The organism is Segatella maculosa OT 289 (assembly GCF_000243015.1).
Taxonomy (GTDB): domain Bacteria; phylum Bacteroidota; class Bacteroidia; order Bacteroidales; family Bacteroidaceae; genus Prevotella; species Prevotella maculosa.
The window spans coordinates 273,982-287,868 of record NZ_JH594503.1 but is presented as its reverse complement, the minus strand read 5'-3'; the positions used below and the strand labels follow the sequence as shown (position 1 = coordinate 287,868).

10 protein-coding genes and 2 tRNA genes are annotated in these 13,887 nt (G+C 49.5%); 9 read left to right on the top strand and 3 right to left on the bottom strand.

The genetic code is table 11. The features are described 5' to 3' along the window. Nucleotide 1 precedes the first annotated feature (1 nt). Together mutL and HMPREF9944_RS07125 are read left to right on the top strand one after the other, a co-directional pair. Nucleotides 2–1,834, top strand: coding sequence for a DNA mismatch repair endonuclease MutL (mutL, locus tag HMPREF9944_RS07130; RefSeq protein ID WP_008565463.1), 1,833 nt, complete (start codon nt 2–4; stop codon nt 1,832–1,834). 367 nt (nt 1,835–2,201) lie between these two features. Beyond that, a tRNA-Val gene (locus HMPREF9944_RS07125) sits at nt 2,202–2,276 on the top strand. Nucleotides 2,277–3,139: 863 nt separating this feature from the next. Here HMPREF9944_RS07125 and HMPREF9944_RS07120 read toward each other — a convergent pair. Genes HMPREF9944_RS07120 through HMPREF9944_RS07110 form a run of 3 tightly spaced genes read right to left on the bottom strand, consistent with a single transcriptional unit; the run spans nt 3,140 to nt 8,988 of the window. Next, nucleotides 3,140–4,663 carry a ComEC/Rec2 family competence protein gene (locus tag HMPREF9944_RS07120; protein ID WP_008565461.1) on the bottom strand — a complete coding sequence of 508 codons (1,524 nt, stop codon included), beginning with the start codon at nt 4,661–4,663 and terminating at the stop codon, nt 3,140–3,142. A gap of 2 nt (nt 4,664–4,665) precedes the next feature. Continuing rightward, a complete protein-coding gene (locus HMPREF9944_RS07115; RefSeq protein WP_044113491.1) occupies nt 4,666–6,267 on the bottom strand; it encodes a RagB/SusD family nutrient uptake outer membrane protein in 1,602 nt (533 codons plus the stop codon). Between the two features lie 12 nt (nt 6,268–6,279). After that, nucleotides 6,280–8,988 carry a SusC/RagA family TonB-linked outer membrane protein gene (locus HMPREF9944_RS07110; protein WP_044113502.1) on the bottom strand — a complete coding sequence of 903 codons (2,709 nt, stop codon included), beginning with the start codon at nt 8,986–8,988 and terminating at the stop codon, nt 6,280–6,282. A gap of 1,012 nt (nt 8,989–10,000) precedes the next feature. On the opposite strand from HMPREF9944_RS07110, the gene HMPREF9944_RS07105 reads away from it, so the two are divergent. From HMPREF9944_RS07105 to rpsI, 7 genes are all read left to right on the top strand, one after another. Further along, nucleotides 10,001–10,075 (top strand) — tRNA-Val (locus HMPREF9944_RS07105). A gap of 125 nt (nt 10,076–10,200) precedes the next feature. After that, nucleotides 10,201–10,668 carry an RNA polymerase sigma factor gene (locus tag HMPREF9944_RS07100; RefSeq protein WP_008565454.1) on the top strand — a complete coding sequence of 156 codons (468 nt, stop codon included), beginning with the start codon at nt 10,201–10,203 and terminating at the stop codon, nt 10,666–10,668. Next, nucleotides 10,665–11,108 (top strand): hypothetical protein, encoded by a 444-nt coding sequence (locus HMPREF9944_RS07095; RefSeq protein WP_008565452.1) that lies wholly within the window; start codon nt 10,665–10,667, stop codon nt 11,106–11,108. Before HMPREF9944_RS07100 ends, HMPREF9944_RS07095 begins: the two co-directional genes overlap by 4 nt. Nucleotides 11,109–11,139: 31 nt before the next feature. Next, a complete protein-coding gene (locus HMPREF9944_RS07090; RefSeq protein ID WP_044113490.1) occupies nt 11,140–11,577 on the top strand; it encodes a DUF6108 family protein in 438 nt (145 codons plus the stop codon). Between the two features lie 10 nt (nt 11,578–11,587). Beyond that, entirely contained in the window at nt 11,588–12,451 is an 864-nt protein-coding gene (locus HMPREF9944_RS07085; RefSeq protein WP_172633985.1) for a hypothetical protein, read from the top strand. 361 nt (nt 12,452–12,812) lie between these two features. Continuing rightward, nucleotides 12,813–13,274 carry a 50S ribosomal protein L13 gene (rplM, locus tag HMPREF9944_RS07080; protein ID WP_008565449.1) on the top strand — a complete coding sequence of 154 codons (462 nt, stop codon included), beginning with the start codon at nt 12,813–12,815 and terminating at the stop codon, nt 13,272–13,274. 11 nt (nt 13,275–13,285) lie between these two features. Next, nucleotides 13,286–13,672 carry a 30S ribosomal protein S9 gene (gene rpsI, locus HMPREF9944_RS07075; RefSeq protein WP_008565448.1) on the top strand — a complete coding sequence of 129 codons (387 nt, stop codon included), beginning with the start codon at nt 13,286–13,288 and terminating at the stop codon, nt 13,670–13,672. The last annotated feature ends 215 nt before the right edge of the window (nt 13,673–13,887 follow it).

Genomic DNA, 13,887 nt, shown 5'->3' with positions numbered 1-13,887 from the left:
TATGAGTGATATCATACAACTCTTGCCCGATTCTGTGGCCAATCAGATCGCCGCAGGTGAGGTCATTCAGCGGCCCGCATCGGTCATCAAGGAATTGGTTGAGAATGCCGTTGACGCTGGAGCCAAGAACATCAGGGTGCAAGTCATCGACGCTGGCAAGACATCCATACAGGTCATCGACGACGGAAAGGGTATGTCGGAGACCGATGCACGCCTTTCTTTCGAGCGACATGCCACGTCAAAGATCCGCAAAGCCGATGATTTGTTTGCCTTACACACGATGGGTTTCCGCGGAGAAGCCTTGGCTTCGATTGCCGCTGTGGCGCAGGTGGAACTGCGAACCCGGCAGGAAAAGGACGAAGTTGGGACGCAACTGTTTATCGCGGGCAGCCGTTTCACGGGCCAAGAGCCGTGTTCCTGCCCCGTAGGAAGCAATTTCTCAATTAACAATCTCTTTTATAACGTGCCGGCACGCCGCAAGTTTCTGAAGTCGAACGCCACTGAATTGAACAACATTATCGCGGCTTTCGAGCGCATAGCCTTGGTCTATCCCGACATCGCTTTCAGTCTTCATAGTAACGGAACGGAGCTTTTTAACCTCAAAGCCGGCCTACTTCGACAGCGTATCATCGACATTTTCGGCAAGCGACTCAATCAAGATCTGCTTCAAGTCAAGGTGGATACGACGATGTGTCGCATCAATGGATACGTAGGAAAGCCGCAATCGGCTCGCAAGAAAGGTGCACATCAATACTTCTTTGTCAATGGTCGCTACATGAAACACCCTTATTTCCACAAGGCAGTGACGAATGCTTTCGAGCGACTTGTGCCTTCTGGCGAACAAATACCTTATTTCTTGTACTTCGAAGTGGCTCCCGAAGATATCGATGTCAACATTCATCCCACCAAAACCGAGATAAAATTCGAGAACGAAGTGCCTATTTGGCAAGTCCTTTCCGCTGCGGTAAAGGAGGCTGTCGGCATGTTCAACGACATTCCCGCAATAGATTTCGACACCGAAGGACGCCCCGATATCCCGGTCTACAGCCCAAATGAGCAGGTCGCAGCCCCCACTTTGAAGTACAATCCCGACTACAATCCCTTCCGCACAAGCGGCGGTTCTGCTAAACCTTCATCTGCCAATCGTTGGGAAACGCTCTATGAAGCAGCCCAAAGTCAGCCGAGTCAGGAGTCGGAACTCTTCTCCTCGAAGATGACAATGCCTGAGCCGGCAGACGAACCTTTGTCGATTGCGAGCGTCATAGCCGAGAAATCGCCGGCCCATTATCAGTATAAAGGCCGCTACATGATGACGGCTGTGAAGTCGGGACTGATGATTATCGACCAACATCGGGCGCATGTCCGCATTCTTTTCGACCGTTATGTGGAGCAATTGCGGCGGCGTGAGGTGGTGGCGCAGAAGATTTTGTTCCCCGAAAACATTCATCTTTCGGCCTCGGAGGAGGTCACCTTTTCGAAAATCTCGGCCGAATTGCAAGACCTTGGCTTTGAAATCAGTGCCATGGGTGGCTCGAGTTATGCCGTTCAGGCGGTTCCTGCAGGCCTCGAAGGACTGAATATTCCCGACCTTTTGCGTGATATGATTGCCTCGGCACAAGAGAAAACCACCGCTATTCACGACGAAATCAACAGTACTTTGGCCCTAACCATGGCCCGAAAGGCTGCCATTCCCATGGGACAGGTGCTGAGTAACGACGAAATGGAGAACATTTTCAACTCGCTTTTCAGTTCTTCCAACCCCAATTACACGCCCGATGGCAAGAATATCCTTTGTATCTTGAAACAAAGCGAGATAGAACATCTCTTGGAATAGGGCAGAAGCTGTCGCAATAATCATTTTGTTGTCAGGTGTTTCAGATGGAATAGCTATTAGAATAGAGAAAAATCGACTCCTAATTCCGCCCAAGAAGAATGCCATAACAATACACGTTCGTCTATAATGCCTCGGGCCTATCGCACGAATTCCGCCCAAGAAGAATGCCATAACTATCCATATCATCCCGCTTGGAAGCTGCATTCCCCTCCCTTGGGAGGGGTTAGGGGTGGGCTTTAGAGGGGATATAGCTGGGCTTCCCCTCCCACTTTTTCCTGCAAAATCTTTGATTTCGATTGTTTTTTTGCCTTTTTTATTTGCTACTTTCAAATAAAATGCCTACTTTTGCAATCGCTTTTGGGCACAAGGGCGTTTAGCTCAGCTGGTTTAGAGCATCTGCCTTACAAGCAGAGGGTCGGCGGTTCGAATCCGTCAACGCCCACATGGGGTGTTTCCCTGTAGTCTTTCGGGACTGCAGGGATATTTTTTTGCCCCGCACCGAGGCCCACCTTGAATAACCTCAGCACAGCAATTATCGCGTAATATGGCCGGTATAGCGATGTAGGGACTTTGCCTTTGAACTTTGAATTTTGAACATTGAACTTTAGGGGTTAGCTGCTTTTGAATTTTGAGCTTTGAACATTGAACTTTAAGGTTAGCTGAAAGATAAGATGATTTGTGGCAAGAGGTATGTAGGGACGTACGGTCCGTGCGTCTGTCCCATTCAAAATGCGTGCATATATACGTGGTTTTGCGAGTGGACGCACGAGCCGTGCGTCCCTACATGCATTCGAGTAGCTCGCTTCGTCAGCCATTTTATGCATTAATACGGCTGATGTGGGTATGTAGGGACGCACGGTTCGTGCGTCCGTTCCATTAAAATGCGTGCATATATACGTGGTTTTGCGAGCGGACGCACGAGCCGTGCGTCCCTACACGCCGTGGACTTGGTCTAATCTCATTCCTTTTGCGACGCAATTTCGCCTGTATGGCTGTGTAAAACGGTTCGTTCTGTCACACAAACCGGACTTTTGGAGCACATTTCCTTGATTAATGTTTTTTAAGAAAGAAATCAAAAAAGCGAACAAAAATGGCTGATTGGGGTTGCAACATGTGCACGGTGGTTTTACATTCTCTATCATCTTATTTTACAATATGGCTTGTTTCGCAAGTCAATCTGGGCTGTTTTGTAAGCCAAAATAAGCCACTTCGGCAATCAAAACAGAAATTTTTGATGAAAAACTGCAGTTTCCTGCCATGAAACGGCATGCTTCGCTGCACCATATGGCTTGTATCGGCCCGGCATCAAGGTCCGGTTCGTTCAAGTTCTTTCTTGGTTTGGAACCTTCGATACGCACCTATCAGCGCAAAGAGGGCGACATAGAGGCAGAAGGTCTGCCATGCAGAGATGTAATGGCCGTCGAGCGAGGCGCAAGGTAGGCGCGAAATGGCGGTGACGGCCGTGTTCATGTAACCTGCAATGGTGGTCATGACATGGAAAAACAGGGCTTGCAAGGCCGCAAAAGGCGTGGAGAGCAAGAGCAGAAAGGCCAGAGAAAGGAGGAGTGTTGCAGCAGGTATGACGACGAAATTCGTGAGTAAGAAGTACGAAGCGAAGCGTCCGAAGTAGTGAAGCAGCAGGGGAAACGTGAAGAGTTGAGCCGAAACAGAGACGCAAGTCATTCCCCAAGCCCACCGGAGCAGTCGGTTTGCGGGGTTGAACACCTGGAACAGCGGTTTATAAACGATGAGAATACCGGCCACGGCCATGAACGACAGCCGGAAACCTACGTCCCACAGCGCCATAGGATGGGCCACAAGGATAACCAAGGCAGCCAAGGCCAGCGCATTGAGACCGCTGCTTTGGCGGCTAAGCAGACGGGTAAAGGCATAGATCGTGAGCATCACAGCACTGCGAACCACCGAAGTTGGCAGGCCAACAAGCATCGTAAAGGCCCACATTGTCATTACCGATAGCGTCAAACCCACGCCACGTTGGCCGAAAACCAGCAGGAAAATACTGAAGATTATACCGAGATGTAGCCCTGAAAGTGCAAGGATATGGCTGCCACCGGAGGCTGCATAAGCTTCGCGGGTGGCCTTGTCGAGCACCTGACGGCTGCCCAACACCATCGCTTCCAATAGGGCTTCGTCTTGTTGTTCGACGTGTTGCCGACGGAAATGTCGGACGATTCGGTCGCGAAAGCAGCGGGCCTGCAAGATGATTTGTTGCAGACGACCGAGCCGAACGGGGAAAGCTGCCGTCCGCAATTGCCAATATGGAATGAACGTTTCGGCCTGATAGCCGTGTCGTTTCAGCCAAAGTGCGTAGTCGAAACGGGGATTTTGCAGGCGGTTCTTCGGCTTTTCAAGAACCGATGAAGCGATGATGCCGTTGCCGGTTTGCAGCCGTAGCGGCGCATTGGGGTCGTTCAAGACGGTCGCTTTCACGGCTATGGGCTTGCTGAGTGGCTGTCCGTTGAGCTGAACGAGCAGCAAATCGCACAGCAAAGTCTTGCCCTTTGGCACGGGATTATCGGTGAGAACGGCCTCATAACGGATCTCTTTCCGCGGCAACGGCCGGTCTGTTTGCCTCTCGCTTCGGCTGACCAAGGCGGCTCCCAACGCCAAAGTGACGAAGCAGATGCCGCCATTTCGCCCCCATTCCGACCTGAAGAGGAAGGCAGCCGCAAGGCCCGTGACGGCACAGACGAGCCAAACTGCCGTGCCGACTGCGGGATAACAGGCGTCGCCGACCATGATTCCGATAATCAAAAAGAGGGCTATGCGTAGCAGCGGATAGCGTTGTAGGCGACCGTTTACCTGCATCTTTACTTGTAACCCGGGTTTTGTTTAAGGTTTGTATTGCGCTGAAGGACACCCTTGGGAATGGGAAACAGGCAGGTAAAGCGCGTATTTTCGCCCTCAATAGGCCTGCGCACGTCGTAGGCTTTGTGGAAAAGTCCGAAGCGAATGAGGTCATTTCGTCGCCAACCTTCCCACATAAATTCGAGCAAACGCTCGTCAAGTAGGTTGGAAAGTGTGGCAGGTAGCGACGCCATTCCGGCACGGTTGCGCACAAGGTTCATGGCGATTGAGCCGTCATGTCCGCTGCGTAACTGCGCTTCGGCTTTCATTAAGAGCACGTCGGCATAGCGAAATAGCACGATATCATTGTCTTGTAGGCGGCCATCATCATGGGCCATGCGGTCTATTTCGTACTTGGCCATGCGCGCACCTGCCGTTTTTTCGTATTTACTTCCTGTGAGACTGAGGGCCACTTCCAAAGGATGATAGACCAAAGGTTCGCCATTGGAGAGGTAAACCACCTTGCCATCGACGCGCAAAGTGTCGCTGAAGAAGTTGATGGCATAGCGTTTATCCACCTGCGGAGTGCCGTATTTGTAGGTCGAAAGCGTGGAAAGCGTGGCGCAACTTCCGTTCTCTGCGTTCATTCCTATGGCTCCTCCGTGACTGTAATGCCGGCTTCTAAAGAGGTTAAGAAACTTATTTTCGTAGCGAATCTTATCCATCGGGATTGTGAAAATGTTCTCTTTAGAGTTCTCATTGTGCACGAAGAAGTTCGCTGCATAGTTGCTTTCGAGGGCATATCCGGCCTCGGTTATCTTGTCACAGCAGGCAATGCAGGCCTGAAGGGCATTGAGTTGATGGCCGTCGATGGTGAATTTCAACGTCTTATCTCCAAGATAAACCTCATGATTGAGCAGGATTTTGGCCAGCAAGAAATAGGCCACAGGGCGCGTAAAGCGGCCATAATAGTTACCTTCATGGTTGCTATGGGCATCGGAAAGATAGGGAATTGCGGCCTGAAGTTCGGCAATAAGCGTCGTTGTCACGTCCTTTCTTGTCGATTGCTTCACGTCTTTCAGCGATACATTTTCCTGCATCATGAGGGGCACATTGCCCCACATATCCATGATATAAAAGTAGAATAGCGCACGAAGACCGCGAGCTTCGGCCGTGAATTCCTTGTATTGTAGGTCGGTAAGCAGCTGTTTATGGCGGTCAATCTCCTTGAGGGCGTGGTTGCAAAGGCCCACGCTTTTATAGAGATAGTTCCAAGTATTGAGCAAAGGAAGGTCAGTTTCGGTCCATTGATGCAGGTATAAATTCTGCCAATATCCGCCATCATACCAGTCACCGCCACGAATCGGGAGCATAGCTTCATCGGTTGTGAACGTATTATAGTCGTAAACGCCACGGTAAGTGCCCTGTAATCCCTGACTATCTGCATGACCTCCTATCTGAAGGTAAAGGTTTCCCACGGTATTAAGATAGAGCGTGGTGGCCGAAGTGTAGGCTTTGTCCTCCTCCATGAGGCCTTTCGGGTGTTCGTCCAAGCAGGCATTGAGGAGCAACGACAAGGCGATTGCCGTGAAGAAACGGCCGAAGTATTTCATTGGTTCATTCATATTTCAAGGCACTTAGAATTGAATACTGACGCCGAAAGAGTAGGCTCGATACGGAGGATAGCTGCGCTTGTCGTCAATCCCCAGCGTGTTGTTGACGATATAGCTGTTGATCATCGGTGTTTGGCCGCTATAACCCGTCAGGGTGGCCAAGTTATTGACGGAACATGAAAGCCGAAGCGCGCTGACATGGCGTGACTTGAGGGGTATGTTCCAGCCGATGGTGAGGTAATCCACGTTGAGATAGTCGCCACGTTCAAGCCAATAGTCGGTGGCAATCTGGTCTTTGATGTTCATTCCGGGCGCTTTGGCCATGACATTATAGTCGGGAAAGCTCGTCATGTTCATGTAAGTGAGACTCGTTCCGTTGTAGATTTTGTGCCCGAATGCACCATTTATCTGCATAGAAACATCGAAATCACGGTATCGAAAGCTGATGTTTGAACCCAAAGTCCACTTAGGTGTGGCCTGTCCGGCAATGTAACGGTCGCCTCCATCCTCTATGTTAACACGCCCGTTGTGGTCAAGATCGGCAATGTCATAGCTGTAACTGCCGTCCGGGTTCCGCTTTAATCCCGTGCAATGTGGCAGATAGAACACGCCCAATGGCTGACCTACAATCTGATAAACAATGTTGTTGTTGCCACCATGAAAGCCTGCGCCGTTCAATTGCCCTATCGTTGTGATGTCAGCTGCAGAAAGTTGCACGCCGTTGTAGTCACCTGACAGCGAGATGAGCTTGTTCTTTTGGAAAGCTACATTCATATTGACGTTCAACTCCATGTCCTTTGTGACAATAGGTGTGACACCTAACCCGATTTCCAAGCCGCTATTGCTCATCTTTCCCAAGTTGGCAAGGAACTTATCAAACGTGAACGGCGGCACAGGCACGTCATATTGATAGAGCATATTGGTGGTTAAGCTGTAGTAATACTCTGCCGTGAGCACGATACGGTTGTGGAACAGGCCGACATCCGTGCCGATATTGAACGTGCTTCTCGTCTCCCATCGCAGGTCAGGATTGGTGTTTCGGAACTGTCCCAAGGTGATTGTGGGCGTTCCTTGATAGCTAATGATGCCCAAGGGCCGCAGAAGAGGGAGCGAATTATAGGAGTCTATGCCCCCTTGATTGCCGCTTTGGCCATATCCGGTGCGTAGTTTCCAAAGGCTGACCACCCCATTCAAGGGCGCAAAAAAGGGCTCTTGACCGACATTCCATGTGAGGGAAGCAGACGGAAAGAAGCCCCATTTGTTGGCATTCCCAAACAAACTGCTACCGTCGGCCCGCAGGTTCACGTCCAAACTGTAGCGTTTAAGCAACGTATAACCGATGCTTCCCAACACCGAAGCCACGGAGGGAGCACTGTAATCCGAGCCGGTTCCGCCGTAAGGACGCAGTGAACCGGCCCCGAGATTGTCGTATCCAAAGTCGTTAGATGTAAAGCCTTTGACGGTAGTCCAGAAGCCCCTGCGTTGGCTTTTCTGGTATTCTGTCATGGCAGTTGCGCTGAATTCGTGTGCACCTTGGCAGAAATGATATTCCAATGTGGCGTTTCCCAGCCACGCTTCGCCCTTATGTTCGCCCCGAAAAGCTTGGCCTTGAGCCCACACCCACGTTGGAAAGAACGTGGCATTCTCAAGGGAATTATAGCTATAACTGCCGAAAAGCTTCAGCAAAAGCGCCTTGTCGAGCGTGAACGTGAGGCCTAAATGGGTGTTGAAATTCAGGTTTCTGTCGTCGTCTTTCTGCTTGAGTAGGGCCAAAGGCGAGGCGATTTGGCTAGCAGTCGGGTTGCGGTCCCAACCTCCCTGCGCGTTCTTTCCGGCGCGAAACGTGGGGTTTTGCGTGGCAGTACTGTAGAAAAGCTTTTGCTCATCGGGCAGGTATGCGTTCTTTTGTGACGAACCAAACACGCCAAAATCAATGAGAAGAACATCGTCGAAGGCCTTTTGTGAAAGGTCAAACTTGGCAACGAAGTTGTTACTTTCAATCACTTTGACCACCATGTTGTGCTGCATTACGCCGATAGATGCGCGATAATTGCTGTTAAGTGCACCGCCACTGAAGGCCACATGATGGTTTTGTACGAAGCCTATTCGGGTGATAGCGTCTTGAAAATCAGTAGCATAACCACCGTCAACATAATGAAGTTGCAATCGCTTCGCCGTGTTTTTGTAGTCGGATGCCGACAACATTTCGAGGTTACCGAACTTATGTTCGAAGCCGATATTGCCGTCATAGCTGATGTGAAACAGGCTTCCACTGCCCTTTTTCGTGGTGACTTGAATGACACCCGAAGCTCCTCTGGAGCCATATTTGGCTGTTTCCGTGGCATTCTTCAGGATAACAAAGCGTTCAATATCGGCAGGATAGACCGTTGAAAGCGTGCTTAAATCACTGTAAACACCATCGATTATCACCAAAGGGTCATTGCCTGCGGTGAGCGAAGTGGTGCCCCGGACGCGCACACTGTTGAGTTGTGCCATGCGATTCTCGCCAGATGAGATGTTCACACCGGCCACCTGACCGCTCAAAGCATTCAAAGAGCTGGTCACCAAGCCCTTGTTCATCTGCTTTTCTGTGATGATGTCCACCGTTCCGGCAATGGTTTTAGGGGCCAGTTTCCTTATGGTCGCCGTGTCAATCCGCGAACTTACGCTTTGTGCCATCGCAGAATTCGCCGACAAAAGCAGTCCGCAAAGAAGAGTTTTCCAATGTATCATGTCCCGATAATCTATCATGAAGTGAAGCGATTGATATACATTCAGCAACCTTTTAACAGGAACAACCCTGCGAAAGGGTGTGTCTTGCGAACGATTGTCCGCACGATGAGCACGCAATATCACGGCTCATGCGAACGCTCACAGCTGCTATGTTTGACAAATATAGCTAAAATTTTCCAATTGCAAGGCCGATATGATAAAAAAACAAAATAATTTGGCGCATAACCCCATGCAGATTGCAAAACCATTCGGGACATGTTGTGCGGCAAAATGGCCATGACGGCGATGTAGGGACTTGGACTTTGAACATTGAATTTTGAACATTGAACTTTAGGATTTGTTGACTTTGAACTTTGAATTTTGAATATTGAGCTTTAGGATTTGTTGACTTTGAACTTTGAATTTTGAACATTGAACTTTAGGATTAGCCGAATGGCAGGATGATTTGCGGGCAAGAGGCATGTAGTGACGCACGGTTCGTGCGTCCGTTCCATTCAAAATGCGTGCATATATACGTGGCTTTGCGAGCGGACGCACGAGCCGTGCGTCCCTACATGCATTCGAGTAGCTCGCCTCGTCAGCCATTTTATGCATTAATATAACTGATGTGGGTATGTGGGAACGCACGGCTCGTGCGTCCGTCCCATTCAAAATGCATGCATATATACATGGTTTTTCGAGCGGACGCACGAGCCGTGCGTCCCTACATGATTTGATTTGATAATCAACGACTTGCACCTTACGTTCCAATCTCACCCATTTTACCATGCAATCTCAGCCATTTTACCGCCTAATATGGCCTATATTACCGCGCAATATGGGTGATATTGAAAACCGAAACAACCGACATTGCCCGCAAGCTCGGGCTCCCCTCCCCCGGGAGGGGACGGGGTGGGCTCCCCGTTCCATGCTTATTGCCTCACTTTCTTAAAAAGTATGAAATGTTGGCAAGGCTGTTTGGCCGTCTCAAAGAATATGTTTACTTTTGCAATATAATCCAACACACGGGACAGGGCGTTTAGCGCAGCTGGTTTAGAGCATCTGCCTTACAAGCAGAGGGTCGGCGGTTCGAATCCGTCAACGCCCACATGAGAAAGAGATTTGATAGGTTTCAAATCTCTTTTTTTATGATGTAACCCCAAAAAAAGATTATTTTTGTGTCACAAAATGCTTCAGCTTGCGTATGAAGAATAAAGAAACGAGTCAACAACGATGACCATCGAGGAATATAAAAGCGAGGTGGAACGCAACCGAAACCACATGCTGAACACTGCCCGAAGCTATCTGAAGGACGGTGACGAGGCTGAAGATGTGGTGCAGGATGTGCTGTTGAAGCTCTGGCAATTGCTGGATTCACTGCGCTTGCCCATGGGTCCTCTGGCCTTGGTGCTGGTGAAAAACCGTTGTATTGACCGCTTGCGGCGACGCCAACCCATTGTCAGTATGCCTGAAAATGTGGCAGAAAGCGAACCAACATGGGACGAACGCTATGAGAAAGTGATGCAAATCATCGACGAATTGCCCACGATGCAGCAGACTATCATGCGGCTTCGGCACATGGAAGACATGGAAATGAGCGCGATTGCCGCACTCACAGGAAGCAAAGAGGCTGCGGTGAGGAAGGTATTGAGCCGTGCGCGACAAGCGGTCAGGCTGAAATTCTTAAAACAACAACAATGAATAAGGACGAAGAAATCAGAATGTTGGCAGCCCGTTTCATGGCGGGCGAGACCTCACTTGACGAGGAACGGCGGCTCTACCGCTATTTTTCGGGCAACGAGGTGGCTGCGGATTTACTGCCGATGCGCGAGTTTTTCTGTTCGCTCTCGGCCATGATGCCGCTTGAAAAGCCTGAAACGGAGCGCAAACGGCAGCCGGTTCGTCTGCTTTCACGGCAGACATTCATCGGCATAGCAGCCTCGGTGGCCTTGCTATTGGCAGTGGGAAGCCTGCTGTGGAGCCCCGAACGGCAGGACTATTGCGAGGCTTATATCTATAATCGGCACGTGACCGATCCTGCCACAGTGATGAAAGAGGTGGACGGAACACTGCAAAGCATTCACGGAAATGATGGCGCCAACGTTGAAAACCAGCTGCGCGACATCTTCGGAAACGAGTAAAACGGAAACAAACATCATCAAATATAGCGTTATGAAACATCGCATTCTCTTGACAATCGCATTGGGATTGCTTGCCTTTGTGGCCCATGCACAGCAGGGATTGAGCGTGAATTCGCTCTTTCAAGGCAAGGTTGTGCCGCGCGAAAACATGGTGGAAGTGCGCGTGAAAGGGCGTGCCATCAGCAAATACGGGCTCGAATTCTATCGCAGTGTGCGTTTTAATGCCACCGAACAGCAGTGGAAAACGGTGGACGAACTCGTGGAACGCGACGGCAAAACGGCCACGAGTACGGAGCAGACCAAGCGGAACGGAACGGTGACGCTCATCATGACGTTGCCCCGGCAAGGCGATTTGTACCGCTATCTGTGCTACCTCACGCTGCGAAAAGGGCGCACGGCCGTGCTTACCGTGGTCTATATGGAAGGCAAGGTGGCGAGTGTGGCCGAACTAAGAAAACTCATACATTAAACATAAACATATGAAAACAATCTTCGTTTGCATGGCATTGGCCTTCAGTTTGACGGCCGGTGCGACACCATCTGACAATGACACCGTGGTCATAGAGAAGCCCCGGCGGGTGAAAATCATCGTGGGCGACTCCTTACAGCACGTGGAAGTGTGGGGAAGCGAGGGCAATCCGGCCTATCATTACGAGAACAGTATCCAATTGGTCGACAGCAATTACGTGAGTACTTCGGCCATTAACGACGAGACATGGAAGTTTTCTATCGCCGGTTTCAGCAAGAAACGCGGGCGAAAAGCGCAGACAGAGTGCTCCATGAACTTTGCCGCGGGCTTCAATAACGCCGTGGGAATGCCTTCAGGTGCCGACATTCAGCCCTTCAAGTCTTGGGAATTGTGGTGGATTGTGGCAGATTGGGCCTATCGTCCGTGGCGCAATCAGCACGCTTTCTCCATCGGATTGGGCCTCGATTGGCGCAATTATCGCATGACCGATGACCTGCGTTTCGTGAAAGACAAGCGTGCCGTGGCCCTTGACGCCTATCCTTCGGGTAGCCAACCACGCTTCTCTCGCATCAAGGTCTTCAGCATCAACGTGCCCATCAGCTATCGGTTTGAAGGCAAACGGATAGGATTCAGCATCGGTCCGGTAATCAATTTCAACACCTATGGCAGCCTGAAGACGCGCTACACGCTGAACAATCACAAGGTGAAAGACGTAGACACAGATGTCCGTATCAGCCCCGTTACCGTCGATTTCATGGGAAAACTCCTCCTTCATGGGCTGCCCGACGTCTATTTCAAATATAGTCCTTGCAACTTATTGCGCGATGGTTACGGGCCAAAGTTCAGGACATTGTCGTTCGGCCTCATGTTCTAAGCCGTCAGGTCCCTATATATAATAAGGTGAAAGCCATGAAGGTTTTCACCTTATTATATGCTGTTAACGGCCGACCTTACTGTTAAAAGTTTTTAATTCAGCCGTTATTGATGGATAGAGACGCGCGTTTCTATCCATAAAATATGTAACTTTGCAAACCGATTGTCGGGAATAAGCTTAGAATTCCCGGTAGTTTGGCAGTGTTAATAGCCTTTTCTTTGGCCGGAATTGGCGGTTAGTGAATCTGTCAGACAGCAGAAAGAAAGCTGTGGATGGTCTCTTTTAGACTGGAGGCGCCGCGAGGTTTCTGTTATCAAAGCATCAAAACATTGTTTTTTAGTAGTAAAATTAAATTTTAGAAATGGACACTTTAAGTTACAAGACTATTTCCGCAAACAAGGAAACAGCTAAGAAAGAGTGGGTGGTAGTAGATGCCAGCGATCAGATTGTAGGTCGTTTATGCTCTAAAGTAGCCAAGTTGATTCGCGGAAAGTACAAACCCAACTTCACTCCTAACGTCGATTGCGGTGACAATGTCATCATTATTAATGCCGAAAAAGTGGTCTTTTCGGGCAAAAAAGAGACCGATAAGGTCTACACACGCTATACTGGTTATCCCGGAGGTCAGCGTTTCAACACGCCAGCAGAGCTGCGTACGCGCAAGAACGGCATTGACAAAATCATCCGACATGCTGTAAGAGGCATGCTTCCCAAGGGCCGTTTGGGTCGCACTTTGTTAGATAACCTTTACGTATTCGAGGGCTCTGAGCACGATAAACAGGCGCAGAAGCCGAAGATAATCGATATTAACCAGTACAAATAATAAGGATTAAGATGGAAGTATTAAATGCAATTGGTCGCCGTAAGAGTGCAGTAGCTCGTGTATACCTCGCTGAAGGAACAGGCAAGATCACTATCAATAAGAAGGATTTAACCGAATTCTTCCCCTCAGCTATTCTGCAATATGTAGTTAAACAGCCCTTGTTGCTGCTCGAAGCTGATGGGAAATACGACATAAAAGCAAACCTTGACGGTGGCGGTTTCACTGGTCAAAGCCAGGCACTTCGCCTTGCTATCGCCCGAGCTCTCGTCAAAGTAAATGCTGAAGACAAGAAGGTTCTGAAAGACGCAGGCTTCCTTACGCGCGATAGTCGTGCAGTTGAACGCAAGAAACCGGGACAACCGAAGGCTCGTCGCCGCTTCCAGTTCAGCAAGCGTTAATGACTTTGAACTCTTTTTCTTTGAACTTTGAAGTTCAGGATATGCTAAATGAGATTGGCTTATTGCTGATAATAGCACCCCAAAAGCGTAATCATGAAGTTCAATATTCAATCTTCAAAGTTCAGAATTAACTGAGCATGAACTTCAAAGTTCAATGTTCAAACTTCAAAAGAAAAGCGTTCAAAGCTCAAAGGAAAGTGAGTTTAGTATCTAAA

Excerpts from the sequence above, each read along its gene's own strand:
- rplM (WP_008565449.1), top strand. The coding sequence starts at position 12,813 with ATGGACACTTTAAGTTACAAGACTATTTCCGCAAACAAGGAAACAGCT.
- mutL (WP_008565463.1), top strand. The coding sequence starts at position 2 with ATGAGTGATATCATACAACTCTTGCCCGATTCTGTGGCCAATCAGATC.
- rpsI (WP_008565448.1), top strand. The coding sequence starts at position 13,286 with ATGGAAGTATTAAATGCAATTGGTCGCCGTAAGAGTGCAGTAGCTCGT.
- HMPREF9944_RS07120 (WP_008565461.1), bottom strand. The coding sequence starts at position 4,663 with ATGCAGGTAAACGGTCGCCTACAACGCTATCCGCTGCTACGCATAGCC.
- HMPREF9944_RS07095 (WP_008565452.1), top strand. The coding sequence starts at position 10,665 with ATGAATAAGGACGAAGAAATCAGAATGTTGGCAGCCCGTTTCATGGCG.
- HMPREF9944_RS07110 (WP_044113502.1), bottom strand. The coding sequence starts at position 8,988 with ATGATACATTGGAAAACTCTTCTTTGCGGACTGCTTTTGTCGGCGAAT.
- HMPREF9944_RS07085 (WP_172633985.1), top strand. The coding sequence starts at position 11,588 with ATGAAAACAATCTTCGTTTGCATGGCATTGGCCTTCAGTTTGACGGCC.
- HMPREF9944_RS07090 (WP_044113490.1), top strand. The coding sequence starts at position 11,140 with ATGAAACATCGCATTCTCTTGACAATCGCATTGGGATTGCTTGCCTTT.
- HMPREF9944_RS07100 (WP_008565454.1), top strand. The coding sequence starts at position 10,201 with ATGACCATCGAGGAATATAAAAGCGAGGTGGAACGCAACCGAAACCAC.
- HMPREF9944_RS07115 (WP_044113491.1), bottom strand. The coding sequence starts at position 6,267 with ATGAATGAACCAATGAAATACTTCGGCCGTTTCTTCACGGCAATCGCC.